18 protein-coding genes are annotated in these 17,969 nt (G+C 45.9%); 11 read left to right on the forward strand and 7 right to left on the reverse strand.

Translation table 11 applies throughout. From position 1 onward, the window contains the following. The first annotated feature begins 33 nt into the window (after positions 1-33). The 5 genes from metH (at position 34) to F3I09_RS05125 (ending at position 4,813) form a co-directional block, all read left to right on the forward strand. Complete coding sequence (metH, locus tag F3I09_RS05105) at positions 34-2,784, forward strand: methionine synthase (RefSeq protein WP_149693974.1); 2,751 nt, start codon at positions 34-36, stop codon at positions 2,782-2,784. 101 nt (positions 2,785-2,885) lie between these two features. Further along, positions 2,886-3,650, forward strand: coding sequence for an exodeoxyribonuclease III (locus F3I09_RS05110; protein WP_149693975.1), 765 nt, complete (start codon positions 2,886-2,888; stop codon positions 3,648-3,650). Between the two features lie 15 nt (positions 3,651-3,665). After that, positions 3,666-3,968, forward strand: a complete 303-nt coding sequence (locus F3I09_RS05115; RefSeq protein ID WP_149693976.1) for a DUF4286 family protein — start codon at positions 3,666-3,668, stop codon at positions 3,966-3,968. Positions 3,969-4,274: 306 nt separating this feature from the next. After that, complete coding sequence (locus F3I09_RS05120; RefSeq protein ID WP_029465307.1) at positions 4,275-4,544, forward strand: HU family DNA-binding protein; 270 nt, start codon at positions 4,275-4,277, stop codon at positions 4,542-4,544. A gap of 152 nt (positions 4,545-4,696) precedes the next feature. After that, positions 4,697-4,813, forward strand: coding sequence for a 30S ribosomal protein THX (locus F3I09_RS05125; RefSeq protein WP_089829760.1), 117 nt, complete (start codon positions 4,697-4,699; stop codon positions 4,811-4,813). A 77-nt stretch (positions 4,814-4,890) separates the two neighbouring features. On the opposite strand, the gene pdxH is transcribed toward F3I09_RS05125, so the two are convergent. Beyond that, the gene (pdxH, locus tag F3I09_RS05130) at positions 4,891-5,535 is read right to left on the reverse strand and encodes a pyridoxamine 5'-phosphate oxidase (protein ID WP_223233140.1); all 645 of its coding nucleotides are present in this window, start codon (positions 5,533-5,535) and stop codon (positions 4,891-4,893) included. Positions 5,536-5,642: 107 nt separating this feature from the next. On the opposite strand from pdxH, the gene F3I09_RS05135 reads away from it, so the two are divergent. Next, positions 5,643-6,725 (forward strand): DUF3298 and DUF4163 domain-containing protein, encoded by a 1,083-nt coding sequence (locus F3I09_RS05135; protein WP_149693977.1) that lies wholly within the window; start codon positions 5,643-5,645, stop codon positions 6,723-6,725. A gap of 81 nt (positions 6,726-6,806) precedes the next feature. Here the strand turns inward: F3I09_RS05135 and pyrH are convergent, their stop codons facing one another. From pyrH to F3I09_RS05165, 6 genes are all read right to left on the reverse strand, one after another. Further along, a complete protein-coding gene (gene pyrH, locus F3I09_RS05140; protein ID WP_110053295.1) occupies positions 6,807-7,520 on the reverse strand; it encodes a UMP kinase in 714 nt (237 codons plus the stop codon). A gap of 197 nt (positions 7,521-7,717) precedes the next feature. Next, entirely contained in the window at positions 7,718-8,545 is an 828-nt protein-coding gene (gene tsf, locus F3I09_RS05145; protein ID WP_149693978.1) for a translation elongation factor Ts, read from the reverse strand. A gap of 130 nt (positions 8,546-8,675) precedes the next feature. Next, positions 8,676-9,704: a 30S ribosomal protein S2 gene (rpsB, locus tag F3I09_RS05150; RefSeq protein WP_149693979.1), complete on the reverse strand. Its 1,029-nt coding sequence runs from the start codon at positions 9,702-9,704 to the stop codon at positions 8,676-8,678. 74 nt (positions 9,705-9,778) lie between these two features. Beyond that, on the reverse strand, positions 9,779-10,168 hold the full coding sequence (gene rpsI / locus F3I09_RS05155; protein WP_149693980.1) for a 30S ribosomal protein S9: 390 nt from the start codon (positions 10,166-10,168) through the stop codon (positions 9,779-9,781). 14 nt (positions 10,169-10,182) lie between these two features. Continuing rightward, a complete protein-coding gene (rplM, locus tag F3I09_RS05160; protein WP_110053299.1) occupies positions 10,183-10,626 on the reverse strand; it encodes a 50S ribosomal protein L13 in 444 nt (147 codons plus the stop codon). Between the two features lie 449 nt (positions 10,627-11,075). Next, positions 11,076-11,771 carry a zinc metallopeptidase gene (locus F3I09_RS05165; protein WP_223233141.1) on the reverse strand — a complete coding sequence of 232 codons (696 nt, stop codon included), beginning with the start codon at positions 11,769-11,771 and terminating at the stop codon, positions 11,076-11,078. A 627-nt stretch (positions 11,772-12,398) separates the two neighbouring features. On the opposite strand from F3I09_RS05165, the gene radA reads away from it, so the two are divergent. From radA to F3I09_RS05190, 5 genes are all read left to right on the forward strand, one after another. Beyond that, the gene (radA, locus tag F3I09_RS05170; protein ID WP_149693981.1) at positions 12,399-13,769 is read left to right on the forward strand and encodes a DNA repair protein RadA; all 1,371 of its coding nucleotides are present in this window, start codon (positions 12,399-12,401) and stop codon (positions 13,767-13,769) included. A gap of 56 nt (positions 13,770-13,825) precedes the next feature. Beyond that, the gene (locus F3I09_RS05175) at positions 13,826-14,515 is read left to right on the forward strand and encodes a ComF family protein (protein ID WP_149693982.1); all 690 of its coding nucleotides are present in this window, start codon (positions 13,826-13,828) and stop codon (positions 14,513-14,515) included. A 138-nt stretch (positions 14,516-14,653) separates the two neighbouring features. Then, positions 14,654-15,145: a glutathione peroxidase gene (locus F3I09_RS05180; RefSeq protein ID WP_223233142.1), complete on the forward strand. Its 492-nt coding sequence runs from the start codon at positions 14,654-14,656 to the stop codon at positions 15,143-15,145. Positions 15,146-15,154: 9 nt separating this feature from the next. Continuing rightward, the gene (locus tag F3I09_RS05185; protein WP_149693984.1) at positions 15,155-16,294 is read left to right on the forward strand and encodes a DNA polymerase III subunit delta'; all 1,140 of its coding nucleotides are present in this window, start codon (positions 15,155-15,157) and stop codon (positions 16,292-16,294) included. 127 nt (positions 16,295-16,421) lie between these two features. Next, positions 16,422-17,879 (forward strand): stage 0 sporulation family protein, encoded by a 1,458-nt coding sequence (locus F3I09_RS05190; protein WP_149693985.1) that lies wholly within the window; start codon positions 16,422-16,424, stop codon positions 17,877-17,879. The last annotated feature ends 90 nt before the right edge of the window (positions 17,880-17,969 follow it).

Consider the following 17,969-nt stretch of genomic DNA (forward strand, 5'->3'; position numbering starts at 1 on the left):
TTAAAGGAGTATTCTAATTACTACAGCAACACAATGAGCGAAACAATCACTTCAGCAGATACTTTACAGGCACCCGGAATCAAAGTCATAAAACCTTTCCTCCGACTGAGTGGTCTGGAACCACTGGTGGTAAGGCCTGAGACCAATTTCATTAATATCGGTGAGCGTACCAACGTAACCGGTTCAAAGAAATTTGCCCGCCTGATCCGGGAAGGCTTATATGAAGAAGCCCTCTCCGTAGCCCGCCAGCAGGTGGAAAATGGCGCACAGGTATTGGATGTGAACATGGACGATGCCCTCCTGGATGGAGAAAAGGCCATGACCACCTTCCTGAACCTCCTCGCTGCCGAGCCGGACATCTCCAGGATACCTGTGATGATCGACTCCAGTAAGTTCAGCATCATAGAGGCCGGCCTCAAATGCCTGCAGGGTAAATGTATCGTAAACTCTATCAGCCTGAAAGAAGGCGAAGCTAAATTCATCGAGCAGGCCCAGATCTGTAAAGCCTTTGGCGCCGCCGTGGTAGTGATGGCTTTCGATGAATACGGACAGGCTGATACCGAAGAGAAAAAGGTCAGCTTCTGCCATCGCTCCTATAAGATATTAACAGAAAAGGTAGGTTTTGACCCGCAGGATATCATCTTCGACCCTAACATCTTTGCGATCGCTACGGGTATAGAAGAGCACAACAACTATGCGGTAGACTTCATCAACGCTACCCGCCGTATAAAAGAACTGATGCCCCTTACCAGCATAAGTGGTGGGGTAAGTAATATTTCCTTCTCCTTCCGTGGTAACGATCTTGTGCGTGAGGCTATGCACTCTGCATTCCTCTTCTATGCCATCAAGGCTGGTATGAACATGGGTATCGTGAATGCCGGCATGCTTCAGATCTATGACGAGATAGAGCCGGAGCTGCGCGAACTCTGTGACGACGCTATCCTGAACCGCCGGGAAGACGCTACAGAACGCCTTATCGCCTTTGCCGAAACGGTAAAGAGTAAAGGTAAAGTGATCGAAAAGGATGAGACCTGGCGTCAGGGTACCGTAGAGGAACGCCTGAGCCATGCCCTCGTAAACGGCATTACAGATTATATCGAGGCCGATACAGAAGAGGCCCGCCAAAAGTATCCACGTCCGCTGGATGTGATTGAAGGCCCTCTCATGGCCGGCATGAACATCGTGGGAGACCTGTTTGGCAGTGGTAAAATGTTCCTTCCCCAGGTGGTGAAAAGCGCCCGTGTGATGAAGAAATCCGTGGCAGTGCTCACTCCTTTTATTGAGGAGGAAAAGCAAAAACTGGTGGAGCTGAATGGCGGTGTGGTAAAATCTGCCGGAAAGATCCTGCTGGCCACGGTAAAAGGCGACGTGCACGATATCGGAAAGAATATCGTGGGCGTAGTATTGGGCTGTAACGGCTATGACATTATTGATATGGGCGTAATGGTGCCCGCTGAGAAGATATTACAGACCGCCCGCCAGGAGCAGGTGGACATTATTGGTCTCAGTGGCCTGATCACCCCCAGCCTGGATGAGATGGTAAATGTGGCCAGGGAAATGAAACGCCAGCATTTTGAAGTGCCCCTGATCATCGGAGGTGCTACCACTTCCCGTACGCATACAGCCGTAAAAATAGCCCCGGAATACGAACATGGGGTAATACACGTACTCGATGCCTCCCGTAGCGTAACAGTTACCAGCAGCCTGCTGAACAAGGCGCTCAAGAAGACCTTTCTGGACGATATGAAGATCGAGTACCAGAAACTGAACGAAAACTTCCGGAACAAGAAACCGGTAAAACAATACCTCCCAATCGCAGAAGCCCGCCAGCATAAGGCCATCACAGACTGGAGCAACTATAAACCCGTTGTACCCAAAAAGTTGGGTGTACAGGTGTTCCAGCACTATAACCTGGCCGAAATAGCTGAATTTATTGACTGGCAACCCTTCTTCATCTCCTGGGAACTGCATGGTAAATTCCCGCAGATCCTTACAGATGAAATAGTAGGGCAGGAAGCATCCCGCCTGTTTGAAGATGCGAAAGCGATGCTGAAACGTATCGTGGATGAAAAATGGCTTACCGCCAATGGCGTGATAGGCCTGTTCCCTGCCAACAGAAGTGCGGATGATACCATCTCCGTATTGTCGCCCAGGCCCGGCGCAGGTACTGTTCACCTGGAATGCCTCCGCCAGCAGATCAAAAAGGCGCCCGGTCAGCCGAACCTTTCCCTGGCCGATTTCATTGCTCCGGCAGAAGCAGGCATCCAGGACTATATGGGCGCTTTTGCGGTTACAACCGGCGGTGATATAGAAAAGTGGCTGGAAAAGTTCAAAGCAGACCATGACGATTATAGCAGCATTATGCTGAAAGCCCTTGCTGACAGGCTGGTAGAAGCCTTCGCAGAGTTAATGCACAAACGTGTAAGACAGGAGTTCTGGGGGTATGCGACAGATGAACGACTGGACAACAACGCCCTGATCCGTGAGGAATACTCCGGCATCCGTCCTGCGCCAGGTTATCCGGCATGCCCTGAACATACCGAGAAATATAAGCTGTTCGATATGCTGGATGCTACTGAAAATACAGGTATCATCCTTACCGAATCCCTCGCAATGTACCCTGCATCCAGCGTTAGCGGCTGGTATTTTGCCAATCCGGAAGCCAAATATTTCGGCCTTGGCAAGATAGAGAAAGACCAGGTGGAAGACTATGCCGCCCGCAAGGGATGGACCATTGAGGAAGCCGAAAAATGGCTGCGCCCCGTACTTGAATACGACATGTAATCATTCAATATGCGGTAGTCCATCCCAACGTGGACTACCGTTTTTTTTATACTTAACACCAATATTGTCCACAGACGGTGGATGAAAGACCTTACCACACCATGAGAATTGTTTCCTATAATGTGAACGGACTGCGTTCCGCCATGACCAAAGGCTTTACAGAATGGCTGAAAACTGATCCCGCGGATATCGTATGCCTGCAGGAGATCAAAGCCCACAAAGACAATGTGGATTACCGCCAATTTGAAGAACTGGGTTACGAGCACTACTGGTACCCCGCAGAGAAAAAAGGGTATAGTGGAGTAGCCGTGCTGACAAAGATCACCCCTAACAACGTACAATATGGTAACGGCTTCATGCAGAGCGATGCAGAAGGACGTGTTATAAGGCTGGATTTTGGCGATATTACCCTTGTCAATACTTACATCCCTTCCGGTACCAGTGGAGACGAAAGACAGACCTATAAATACCAGTGGCTGGATGAATTTTACGGTTACCTGGACCAGCTGAAAAGCTCAAGACCCAACCTTGTAGTATGTGGCGACTATAATATATGCCATCAGCCGATAGACATCCACGACCCGGTGGGCAATAAGAAATCATCAGGCTTTCTGCCGGAAGAGCGGGCATGGCTGGACAAGCTGTTCAACAACGGATTTGTGGACACATTCCGCCATTACCACCCGGAACCGCATCAGTACAGCTGGTGGAGCGTACGGTCCAATGCCAGGGCCAATAACAAGGGCTGGCGTATCGATTATATCAATGTAACCGCTCCCCTGCAGGAAAGGCTGAAAGATGCCCAGATCTGGCAGGAAGTGAAACATTCAGACCATTGTCCCGTATACCTGCAATTGGGATCTTAAAGCCGTTTTCAGCACATGATAATCTACAATGTCACGACCAAGGTAACACACTTCATCAACGACAGGTGGCTGCAATGGATGAAGGAAGAGCATATTCCGGCTATTATGGCTACGGGACTTTTCCACGATTACCGCATCTGCAGGCTGCTTGAGCAGGATGACCAGGATGGTCCGACTTACTCAGCTCAGTACTTTACAGACACGCTGGAGAACTATCAAACCTACCTGGAAGAGCATGCACCGGCCCTCCGGAAGGCCTCGTACGACCTGTTTGGGAACCAGTTTGTAGCCTTTAACACAGTAATGCAGGTTGTATAGATGTTAAACTTATCCACAGGAAATCCACTGATCATACGGGGTTTAGACTTTGGTACAATACTTGGAACACATACGCGTTTATATCAAATAGTACAGCAAATGGCCTGTCATAGCGGTTTTCAATGGAACAAGGGGTTGCCCCTATCGCTGCCGTGTCGTGTGTTAATCTGCTGTAACCGTTACCTGTAGGCGTTTTCAGCCGATGATTTTTTGATTAAAAAAGATTCAAAAAATTTGGTAATCTGATAAAACGCGCTATATTTGCTCACATCAAACATTTTATTCACTAGTTAAATCTTACTAGCTATGAACAAAGCCGAATTAATCGACAAGCTGGCAAAAGATGCCGCTATCACTAAAACCCAAGCTAACGAAGCGCTGGATTCTTTCACTAAAGCTGTTGCTGATACCCTGAAAAAAGGTGGTAAAGTAACCTTAGTAGGTTTCGGTACTTTCTCTGTTTCTAAACGTGCTGCTCGTAACGGTAGAAACCCACAGACTGGCCAGATCATCAAGATCAAAGCTAAGAAAGTTGCTAAATTCAAAGCTGGTAAGGCTCTGTCCGACAAGCTTTAATCTGTTAGCTTAACTTATTCAAGCAAGGAACACTACTGTTTCTTGCTTTTTTTTTGCATTTAACAGCGGCTATTACGTAATTTGCGGCTGATTAGCGGGAGTTACATCCTCAGATTAACAAACATCAAACAATAAACATCAAACTGTTTACAATGGGTAGAGGTGATATCAAAACCAAAAAAGGCAAGATTTCTAACGGTTCTTTCGGCAAGTCAAGACCTGCTAAACCAAAGAAAGCTGCTGCTGCTAAAGCTGAAAAAAAGGCTTAAGGCAACTGGGAATTAGGAATTAAGAATTCGTCCGAAACGCTAATTCCTAATTCCTAACTTCATAATTACTATGCTCATCAGGGCGCCAGACGCTCTATCTTCCACTCGTTACCTTCCAGTGTGTATACTATCCTGTCATGTAAACGGCTGCTGCGTCCCTGCCAGAATTCCATTTGCAGAGGTTTCACCACATAACCACCCCAGTATGCCGGACGTACCGGATCCTGTAACACATATTTTTCAGCGACTATTCTCACCTGCTCTTCCAGGAAACTACGGTGTGGTATCACACGGCTCTGGGGAGAAGCGATAGCGCCTATACGGCTGCCCGGAGGCCTGCTGTTATAATATTCATCACTCACGTCAGGGGCTACCTTGCTAACAGTGCCGTCTATACGCACCTGTCTTTCCAGCTCCTGCCAGAAGAATAACAACGATACGTTCGGGTTAGCCGCCATTTCTGCACCCTTACGGCTTTCATAGTTTGTAAAGAATACAAAACCATCCGCATCAAAACTTTTCAGTAATACAATACGTGCTGAAGGATGCCCGTCAGGCGTACTGGTGGCCAATGTCATCGCATTGGGCTCATTCAGTTGTCCACTGGTTACCTCTTTCCACCAGCGATCAAATTGTTCTATGGGATCCTTTGCCACATCCCCCTCATCGAGGGAAGCCAGCCGGTAATCTTTGCGCAGATCTGCTACTTCTTTGTTCAACATGGTCCTGATTTTAACTGCCACAAAGATACTTATAAACATAGCATATCTCCGGCTACAGCAGTAGATTGACATATGACAGTGGTCAGTTTATTTAGTAATTTTAGCGCATGAGAACCATATTATTATTAGCAATCACCTGTTGCGTATTCGTCTCCTGCGGCAAGAAAACAAAGCAGACGCAGACATCAAAGGTCCCTGATCCTACCAGAACTGCTTTCTATTATCTCCACCTGAAAGGCACTATCGGAACAGAACCTGTGACCATGGATCTTGTTAAATCAGGACTCTGGATCTTCCGCGGATATTACACCTACGACAAGATCGGGGAGCCTATTATGATATGGGGTAGTCCTGAAGGTGATAAAGTGATTCTGTATGAGAATACTGACAGGAATGAAGAAAGGCTGTTTTCGGGCAAACTGGACAGTCTGGGGCACTTTACAGGTAAATGGAGGGGTAAGGGTACCTCCTATCCTTTTGAGCTCAAACCAAGCCTTGAGAACATCCTTCCGCTCGATGTATTGTATGCTTCCGACTCGGTAGATCTTTTCCCGGGCAATCCCAATACGCCTACCGGCCAGGCAACCAACAGTATTGTATGGCCTGCTGCCGGCGTTGATGACGCTACATCCGCTTTTGTACGCAATTGCATCACCGACGGCAAGCCAGCCAATGATGCGAACAAATATATACGCCGCGATATTGACTCTTTCCTGGTGACCTATAAGGTGAATGAAAAAGACCTGGACACTACGGGAGGTATTCCCGCTACCGCCAACTGGGGCGCTGATGCTGATATAAAAGTGGTATGGAACCAATATCCCTTGCTGGTACTGGAATATTTCAGTTATGAATTCACAGGTGGCGCACATGGCAATTATGGTGCACACTACCAGGTATTGGACCTGGAGAAAAAGAAGATCCTGAAACCTGAAGACTTCCTGAAACCGAACTATAAAACAGACCTGATACCCGAACTGGAAAAATCCTTCCGGGGCATCTATAAACTAGCAGACGGAGAGAACCTGGAAACAATGCTGCTTACCAAAGAGATCGTTCCCAATGACAATTTCCTGGTAACGGACAAAGGTATCGGATTCAGTTATACACCCTATGAAATCGGGCCTTATGCATTAGGTCAGGTAACCTTGTTTGTACCTTATAAGAATATTAAGCCCCTGCTGAAATAAAAACAAGGATCAGGGATTAAGAATAACATTATTCGTCGTTCTTAATTCCTGATCCCTGATATTAGTAACTCAGTACTCAGATTAACCCTTTACGAGCGTACCCACATTTTTACCCATTATTACCTGCAACAGGTTACCGCCCTTATTCATATCAAATACGATAATCGGCAGTTTATTCTCCTGGCAGAGGGTGAATGCGGTCATATCCATCACATTGAGTGATTTCTGATACACTTCAGAGAAGGTGATGGATTCGAAACGGGTAGCGGTTGGATCTTTCTCAGGATCTGCAGTGTAGATACCATCCACACGGGTTCCTTTAAGGATCACATCTGCCTGTATTTCTATAGCACGCAGGGATGCGGCGGTATCTGTGGTGAAGTAAGGGTTACCCGTACCGGCGCCAAATATTACCACACGGCCTTTCTCCAGGTGGCGGATGGCACGGCGGCGGATGTACGGCTCAGCGATCTGTTCCATTTTAATGGCAGACTGAAGACGGGTGTAAAGCCCAACTTTTTCCAAGCCACTCTGCATGGCCATACCGTTGATCACTGTTGCCAGCATACCCATATAATCACCCTGGGCCCTTTCGATGCCGGTTTCTGCCTCATTCATACCACGGTAAATGTTACCTCCCCCAATTACCACGGCTACCTGTACACCCAGGTCGGTCACAGCTTTAATGTCGTACGCATACTGCGTGATCACTCTGTGATCGATACCATAATTACCTTCTCCCATCAGGGATTCACCGCTCAATTTGAGTAAAATACGCTTATACTTTGGCAACATGACTATAGAAAAATGATATGAAAATGTAGTTAGTAAATGGTTTACAGGGCTCGAATATATAAAAAAATGCGGAACACCTTACTTTCGGTGTTGAGGAAGGGGAAGTATTGACAATGTCCGGCCCGTTTGCATTCCCGATATAAAGCACAAAAAAAAGGAGAGAATTGTGATTCTCTCCTTTTAAACAGATAATAAAATTATCCTAAAGCGATTCTTGTAAATCCGGTTACTTTCAGATCTGCGTTAACAGACTTCAGGTAATCGCCAACAGATTTGTTGTTATCTTTTACGAATGCCTGAGGTAACAGGGTATTTTCTTTGAAGAATTTGTTCACTTTACCGATAGCGATCTTTTCAGCCATATCGCCGGTTTTACCTTCAGCAGCGATCTGCTCGATAGCGATAGCTTTCTCACGGGCAATCAGCTCAGGAGAAACGCCATCAGCGTCTACTGCGATTGGGTTCATTGCTGCAATCTGCATAGCGATATCTTTACCTACTTCATCAGAAACAGGAACAGAGAAGCCAACCAGTACACCCATACGGTAGTTACCGTGGATATAAGCGGTTACAGAAGCTGCAGTGATTTTTTCAAATTTAGCCAGGGTGATTTTTTCACCGATCTTAGCTACCTGATCGTTCACTTTATCATTTACGGTAGCGCCGTCCAGGGCAGCTGCACCGAGTTCTTCCAGAGTATTAGCGCCTGTGCTCAGGGCCAGGTCAACGATAGACTGAGCGAATTTTACGAAATCTTCGTTTTTAGCAACGAAGTCAGTTTCACAACCCAGTGCCACTACTACGCCGGATTTACCGTCGGCAGAAGTTTTAGCGATGATAACACCTTCTTTGGTTTCGCGGTCAGAACGCAGCGCAGCTACTTTCTGTCCTTTTTTACGCAGGTAGTCTACTGCTTTTTCGAAATCACCATCACTTTCTACCAATGCTTTTCTGCAATCCATCATACCTGCACCAGTTTGCTGACGCAGTTTGTTAACATCAGCGGCTGTAATTGTTGCTGCCATAACTTATAATGAGTTTAATATAGATTAATATTTATCCTTTATCAACTATTAGCTGAATTGCGAATCATGGAACAAAGAGTCTAAGTCCACGATTCGCAATTGCTTTATATTGTTGTCTGTATACGGGAGATTATCTTCCGCCACCGCCTGGTCTAGGGCCACCGGAACCAGCAGGACGACGCTGTCCGCCGCCGCCACCACCTGGACGGTTACCACCGCCACCACCTGGGCGATTACCACCGCCGCCAGGACGGTTACCACCACCGCCACCTGGACGGTTGCCACCGCCACCACCTGGGCCACGGCCACCACCGCTGCCAGGACCACGGCCACCGCCGCCACCTGGGCCACGGCCACCACCTGGTTTACGGCCTCTTTCACCACGATCATCGCCACCTTCCAGTTCAAATTTCATTGCCTGGTTGTCAGCTTCTTCTTCTTCAATTACATCGTCAGTCTTCTCATTTGCTCTTTCCGCCAGACCTTCTGCGATTGCAGCTGCGATATAGTTAGTGATGATAGCGATAGATTTAGTCGCATCATCATTTGCAGGAACTGCGAAGTCTACTTTAGTAGGATCGGAGTTAGTATCTACCATACCGAAGGTAGAGATACCCAGACGACGGGCTTCTGCCAGTGCAATGTGCTCGTGGCTGATGTCAACCAGGAACAGTGCAGCAGGAACACGTGCCAGCTGAGCGATACCGCCCAGAACTTTCTCCATTTTTTCCTTATCGCGGGTTAAGGTCAGACGCTCTTTCTTGGTGATGCTATCCAGGGTACCATCAGCCAGCATCTTTTCGATGCTCTGCATCTTCTTAACGCTCTTACGGATAGTAGCGAAGTTAGTCAGCATACCACCTAACCACCTTTCAGTAACGAAAGGCATGTTAACGCGTTTTGCAGCTTCCGCTACGATTTCTTTAGCCTGTTTTTTAGTGGCTACGAACATGATCTTTTTACCGCTCTTAGCGATAGATTTCAGGGCAGCAGCTGCATCCTGTAAACCTTCAACGGTTTTATTCAGATCTATGATGTGAATACCTTTCTTTTCTGCGAAGATGTAAGGCAGCATCTTCGGGTTCCATTTTTTCTTCAGGTGACCGAAGTGTACACCCGCCTCCAGTAACTGCTGCTGTAATGAGGTATTATTTTCCATGTTATTATGCTCTGTTATAAAAGGTCAATGTTAATAATCTGCGTATCACATATAGCTCCACGCATTCATCACTATTAGCGTTTAGAGAACTGGAAGCTTCTTCTAGCTTTAGCTTTACCTGGTTTCTTACGTTCAACGCTTCTCGGATCACGTTTCAGCAGACCTGCTGCTTTCAGCGCCGGACGGTATTCGATGTTCACTTCGCAAAGTGCACGTGCAATACCCAGCTTAATAGCTTCTGCCTGACCCTTGATACCACCACCGGCAGCATTTACCTTTATATCAAATTTATCTGTAGCGTCGATTGTCTTCAACGGCAGTTCTACCTGGTTCTGCAGGTATACCAGCGTGAAGTATTCTTTATAGTCTTTGTCGTTCACAACAACGTTACCAGTACCCTTGCTGATGTACACACGGGCTACGGCTTCCTTACGACGACCAATAGTATTTTTTTGCTTTTCCATGTATCAGAGAAAAATTAGAAAGTTAATGTTTTCGGTTTCTGCGCAGCGTGTGGATGCTCAGCGCCTGCATATACAAACAGTTTTTTGTACATGGCACGTCCCAGACGGTTCTTAGGCAGCATACCTTTTACAGCTCTTTCTATGATCAGTTCTGGTCTGCGACGAACCAGGTCTTTAGCAACTTCTGCTTTCTGACCACCTGGATAACCAGAGAAAGTCAAATATTCCTTGTCATTCCATTTATTACCAGTAAACTGAACTTTCTCAGCATTGATAACAATAATGAAATCACCACAGTCAGTGTGAGGTGTATAGTAAGGTTTGTTCTTACCTCTTAAGATTGCCGCAATCTTAGCGCTCATCCTACCCAATGTCAGGTTGGTGGCGTCTACGATGTGCCATTCACGCGTTACAGTAGCGTCATTGGCCGATTTAGTCTTGAAGCTTAAAGTGTTCATTATAGTATATAATAAAGTTTTTACGTTCTGATATAACTATCCCAAACAAATTGGGAGTGCAAAACTAATCCTCTTAATTGATATTACCATACTTTTGAGGAAGTTTTTTGAATGACACCTTTGTAATAGATTGATTTTCAATAATAATTTTGACACAGAATTATTAACACAGGCAGTGAATAATTTATCCATGTCATTTTTTCGTTGCAAGTCATATGATAATATATATTTCTATTTATTAATAAGACGTAAGGCCTGAAAAAGCAGCGCCTCCTTCTGAAACATTCGACTGCTTCCAGATCTGTAGTACGTTTCAAGCTACATCACTTTACATGGCCAGACTAAGGAATAACATACTACCACCTGGGCCGGAAGCCTCCGGGCATAAAAAAGGCCGGGAAAGAAGTCCTCCCCGACCTTTGCATATTGATTAACAGATGATAATAAGATTAATCCCTGTTCCTTGAGCTTGCGCCGGCATAGATCATTATATATTGCAGCAGGGTCACTAAGGATGCGATCGCTGCTACCAAATAGGTCATGGCCGCCCACCAAAGGGCATCCTTCGCCTTATCATGCTCTTCCCTGCGCATCAGGGTCGTGTTATCCAACCAGGCGAGCGCCCTTCTGGAGGCGTCAAACTCGACCGGTAGTGTTACCAGCGCAAAAAGCGTGGTCACTCCAAACAGGATAATACCACCCAGTAATAAAGCCGGGAAGACATTTATCAACAGTATACCGCCCAACAACACCCACTGTACCAGGTTGGAGCTGAACTGTACCGCCGGTACCAGTTTGGAACGCAGGTTGAGCCAGGGATAAGCCCGCTGATGCTGTACAGCATGGCCACACTCGTGTGCAGCGACTGAGGCAGCCATTACATTCGCCCCGGAATACACATCGGGGCTGAGATTGACCGTTTTATTGGTTGGATCATAGTGGTCAGATAAAAAGCCATCTACGGAAACTACCTGTACGTCATATATTCCATTGTCTTTCAACATCTTCTCTGCTATCTGCTTACCAGTCAGCCCCGAAGAGGTTGGTACAGCGCTATATTCCCTCATTTTGCTTTTCAATCTCCAGCTTACCAACATGCTGATCCCGATAAAGATCAGCGAAGTAAACATAATGCCAGTTGTCATACTATAAAATGAAGTTTAGATTAATACAAAATTACTGGTAACCATGATCAAATTGTCGTCCAAACCATCCCTCCCAAGGGGATTTAGGATTTCCTTAAGAATTACTCCGGGGCCCTTCATTTTTTACTGCCAATTAGGAAATTTAACACTGCCAATATGGCGTTTTACAAAATTTTGAATTGTCATTCCCGACGTTATGACAGATATATTTAATGCTTTTATGACGCCGATTTCATATATAATTTATGGCGGCATCATTCCTATTTATCAACCCTTTACGCTCTTTCAATGAAAGTATAATTGGATGCCTTTAACCGCTGAAACGTGCTATGGTGGCAGATCTGTCACATTATGAAAAGTCATCAAAAGTTATTCACATCAATTAAATAAACTTTTTTATTCTGTAGCCATTTAGTAATTTAGACGTGAATTTAATGGGTTAGTAAGTAGAAAGAGTCAGCAGAAATTTCTGTTGGCTCTTTTCTTTTTTATCCCATTTTTTCCTGCCCCTTTTTCATGAAAATTTGAATGTCTTCAACTCCCTTTTCTCTCATTTTTTTTACCATCACTTCATCGTTTATTTTTTCTTTTTTACGGAGCCGATGATTTCCGTTTTAAATTTGCTGCATGAAAATTAAAACTGCGTTCTTCTGTCAGAATTGTGGATACGAATCAGCTAAATGGACTGGTAAATGTCCTAGTTGTGGTCAATGGAATACATTCGTTGAAGAGAAAGTACAAAAAGATATCCCTCTACGTAATGCTGGTTGGCAACCTGAAAAAGAGAACGGCAGATCAGATAACATCGTGAACCTTTCCGAAGTGAGCGGAATAGAGGAAGACCGCCTGCTGACGCCCGATGCAGAATTGAACCGTGTATTGGGCGGCGGTATAGTACCCGGCTCCTTAGTACTTGTAGGAGGTGAACCTGGTATAGGTAAAAGCACCTTATTTCTGCAGAACGCATTGCAACTCAAAGACATCACTACCTTGTATATCAGTGGTGAGGAAAGTGCGCAGCAAATAAAAATGAGAGCAGACAGATTACAGATAAAAAATGATCTGTTCTATCTGCTGACCGAAACATCCACACAAACCATCTTCCAGGAAATAAAGAAACTACGTCCACAACTCGTTATAGTTGACTCAATTCAAACTTTACAATCACCTTTCATTGAGTCTGCTCCCGGCAGCGTATCGCAGATCAGGGAAACAACAGCTGAAATGCAACGTTTTGCCAAAGAAAGCCATACCCCTGTATTCCTTATCGGCCACATCACCAAAGACGGCTCCATTGCCGGTCCGAAGATCCTGGAACATATGGTCGATACTGTGCTGCAGTTTGAAGGTGATCAGCACTATGCTTATCGCATACTCCGTACTATCAAGAACCGTTTCGGATCAACAGCGGAACTGGGTATTTATGAGATGACCGGAGCAGGATTAAGACAGGTTACCAATCCTTCAGAGATCCTGATATCACAAAGGGAAGATCAACTAAGCGGTGTGGCTATTGCTGCTACCATGGAAGGCATGCGTCCCATGCTTGTGGAAGTACAGGCGCTGGTCACACAGTCTGTATACGGTACCCCTCAACGTACTGTCACCGGTTTTGATCTGCGCAGGCTGCAATTGCTGCTGGCCGTGCTGGAAAAACGTGGCGGGTTTCACTTCGGTGTAAAAGATGTTTTCCTGAACATTGCAGGCGGTATCCGTGTGGAAGACCCTTCTATTGATCTGGCTGTATTGTGCGCACTTTTATCTTCTTATGAAGATGCCGCGATAAGCAGCAAGATCTGTTTTGCCGGTGAGGTAGGCCTCAGCGGAGAGATCCGTGCAGTGAACAGAATAGAACAACGTATAGCAGAAGCAGAAAAACTGGGCTTTGAGAAAATCTTCATCAGCCGCTACAATAAAAAAGGAACAGATTTCAGCAAGTTCAATATTGAGGTAGTACCTGTAGGCCGGGTCGATGAAGTATACAGAAGCCTCTTTTAATTTTCCCGTTAGCGGGTTTTCATTATTTTCAGTTAACTAACGCTCTATATCTGAAAATGAAAAACCTGTTAGCCTCCCTGCTGGATCTTCTTTATCCGCATACCTGTGATGGATGCGGCATAGATCTTACACATACCGAAAAAGTTCTTTGTCTTCGCTGCCAGCGCCGGCTGCCCCTTACCGGTTATCAGCACCTGCCGGATAACCCGGTGGAAAAGATCTTCTGGGGAAGGGTTAACATCCGGCATGCCATGGCTGCTTACTATTACCGCAAGTCTTCTTTACTACAACAACTCATTTATCAGTTCAAATACAATCAACGGGAAGACATTGCCACCCATTTAGGCCAGCAGATGGGAAATATCCTCTTGCAGAGCAGGTGGCTATACGAAATAAACAGTATCATTCCTGTTCCCATACATCCTACCAAATTACAGCAAAGGGGATATAACCAGGCAATACTCCTTGCGAATGGTATTGCCACAGTAACAGGAAAGCCCGTCATGGAGGAAATACTTTTCAGAAACAACTATTCTCCCTCTCAAACCAATAAGGGCCGCCTGCTCCGCTGGCAGAATGTGTCCGGCGTCTTTTCCATCAGGCCAGGCAACTACCTTAAGGATCAACATATCCTGCTCATTGATGATGTGCTCACGACAGGCGCAACCCTCGAAGCATGCAGCAACCTGTTGGTAGGCGCCGGCGCTGTTGTAAGTATTTGCACACTCGCCTTTGCTCACCATTAAAATAGCAAGGACTCCGCTTATCATTAACACCTTATATACAATATTTTACTTAATTTTATTTGCTCACTTGTTTTTAAATCACTCTACAATTCTAATTATATGACACTGAAGACACTGTTGATTTCAATATTATTATTCATGAAAAGCGGAGCTATATATGACTTCAAAGTAGATGGCGTTGATGGAGGTAAGATCAATTTTGCAGATTATAAAGGAAAGAAGATCCTGATCGTAAACACTGCTTCTATGTGTGGAAACACTCCTCAGTACGCTGAACTGGAAAAACTGTACAAGAAATACGAAAAGAACCTCGTAATCATCGGCTTTCCTGCCAATAACTTCGGTTCACAGGAACCAGGTTCCAACGCTGAGATCCATGAATTCTGCACCAAAAAATATGCAGTAACCTTCCCGATGGCTGCCAAGATCTCTGTAAAAGGCAATGACATCCACCCGATCTATAAATGGCTGCTGGCTGAAAGTAAAGCCAAACACCTCGAACCATCAGAAGTACAATGGAATTTCCAGAAATATCTGCTGGATGAAAAAGGTAACCTGGTAGCCGTATTCTCACCTAAAACCCAACCTCTTTCCCCTGAAGTAACGGCCGCGATAGAAAAGAAATACTAATTTGCGTTCATGCTTTTTTCGAATGTCATAGGTCAGGAAGATATACGACAACAATTAATAAAGTCCACGGAACAACACCGCCTCAGTCACGCCAATATCATACTGGCGCCTGAAGGAACCGGTGGACTTCCGATTGCACTTGCATTTGCGCAATACCTGGTATGCGAAGACAGACAGCCGGATGGCGCCTGCGGTAAATGTGCTTCCTGCCTGAAAGCAGGTAAGTACATACATCCTGATATACATTTCTCTTACCCGGTCATTCCCCGTAAACCGGGCGATAAACCGGTAAGTGCTGATTATGCAGCCGAGTGGCGGGAATTCGTCGATGCCCAGCCTTATGGCAATGCATATGACTGGTTACAGTTTATCGGGGCAGAGAATAAACAGGGGAATATTACCGCCACCGAATGCCAGGATATCATCCGTAAGCTGAGTCTGAAAAGCTTTGAGAGTGTCTATAAGATACTGCTGATGTGGATGCCCGAGTACCTGGGCAACGAAGGGAACAGGCTGCTGAAGTTGATAGAGGAACCACCAGACAATACCATTTTTTTGCTTGTGGCTGAAAACCAGGAGCAGATCCTGGCCACTATCCTCTCCCGCACACATCTGATCAAAGTGAATCCACTGCCGAAAGAGGTGATGATAGACGCGCTCATAAACCGGGCGCAGATACCAGCCGCTAAGGCAAGACAGGCGGCAACCATCGCTGCCGGCAACTACCGGGAGGCGTTGTACATGCTCCAGCATTCTGATGACGACTACCATGAACTTCTGCGCAACTGGCTCAACTATATTTTCACAGGCAATCGGGTGGCCCTCCAGGGATGGATTGAAGGCATCGCCAGCACCAAAATGGGGCGCGAGAACCAGAAACAGTTCCTTCGCTATTTTATCAACCTTCTGGAACATACCCTGCGACTGAAGTATATAGACAAAAGCCAGCTGGCCTTTTCAGATGAGGAAACAGACTTTGCAGCGAAACTGCAAAAGCTGGCAGACCTTCAGCAAATGGAACTGATCATGCAGGAAATGGACAATGCCTGCTATTATATAGAGCGCAATGCGAACGCCAAATTGCTGTTTCATGCACTTTCTGTGAAATTGCAGTATATCTTTAAAAAGAGGCCGATTCCGGCAATATGACATATTAAGGGCATTTTCCGTTATCTTTGTTTATTCCGGCCCTTATGTAATAAGGAGGAATTATATATATTAAGGCATCCGGTCCAATGCCCGGATGTATTTCATTTAATAATTTAAATCGATTAATATGGCTTGTGCCGGATGTGGTACAGGTGCAGAGGGGAAGCCGTCAGGATGCAAAAGCAATGGAGGATGCAGTAGTGGAGGCTGTAACAGGCTGAATGTATTTGACTGGCTGGCCAATATTCCCTTAAGTGACAGCTTAGCACCATTTGATATAATAGAAGTAAGCTTCAACAACGGTAGCAGAAAGGATTTTTTCCGTAACACCACCAAACAGTTGCTCGATAAAGGAGAAATGGTAACTGTAGAAGGCGTCAGTGGTTTCGACATCGGACAGATCAGCCTCACAGGCGAACTGGTTAAATTACAGATGAAGAAAAAGCGTATCGAAGATACCCCAGAAGTAAAGAAGGTACTTCGCCGCGCTACAAATGAAGACCTTGCGCGGATGAATGATAACAAAGCCCGCGAAAAGGACGCCCTCATCAAAGCCAGGGCTATTGCCCGCAGTATTGGCCTGGAAATGAAACTCGCAGAAGTAGAAATCCAGGCTGATGGCCGTAAAGCCACTTTCTTCTACACCGCTGACGACAGGGTGGATTTCCGTGAGCTGATTAAACTCTATGCCGGTGAATTCCGTGTAAAGGTGGAAATGCGCCAGATAGGCGCCCGCCAGGAAGCCGGAAAAGTTGGTGGTATCGGCAGTTGCGGAAGAGAACTTTGTTGCTCTACCTGGTTGACTGACTTCAAGAGCGTTAATACCACCGCTGCCCGTTATCAAAACCTGTCTATTAATCAGGCAAAACTTTCCGGCCAGTGCGGTCGTCTGAAATGCTGCCTGAACTATGAACTTGACACTTACCTGGATGCATTGAAGGAATTCCCTGAAGATGCAGACAGTATTGAAACTGCCAATGGCGTGGCTACCCTTCAGAAGAGAGATATCTTCAAAAACCTGATGTGGTACTCTTACGGCGACAGTAATAAGCAGTATCCGCTTACCATTGCCCGCGTGAAAGAAATACGCCAGCTGAACAAACAGAATATCAGGCCGGAAGACCTGAAACCTGTGGAAGTAGTGACAATTAAACCGAAAGAAACAGATCTTGGCTTCGCAGATGTTGTAGGACAGATCAGCCTGCGTTCCCTGGAAAAAGCTTCCCAGAAACGTAAACACAAAGACAAGGAAAAACAGAAGCACAAACAGAAACAGGAACAACCGCAGCAGCAACAACAGGGCAAAAAGCAGGAAGGCAAAGGCGACAGCCAGAACCGTCCGGCACCACAACAAAAGCCGCAGGAAAACAAGCCGCAGAAACAACAGGATAATCGTCCACAGCAGCAGCAACAAAAGCCTAAACAGGAACAACGCCCACAGCAGAATGCTCCCAAGCAGAAGCAGGACCAGCGTAATCAGCCTAATGGGCCTAAACCGCAGCAGGACAAGAACAATCCTAACAATCCTAAACAACAGGGAGGCGGAGGAAACAGGCCACCGAAACCCCGCGAAAAACAGAAATAAACTTCCGTTTTAATACCATTGAGAAGGCGCATCAGTAATATGATGCGCTTTTTTTCATTTATAATATTCTCCTTTTTTACTGGTGGGAAC

The sequence above is a fragment of the Chitinophaga sp. CF418 genome (genome assembly GCF_900142925.1).
Classification (GTDB): Bacteria; Bacteroidota; Bacteroidia; order Chitinophagales; family Chitinophagaceae; genus Chitinophaga.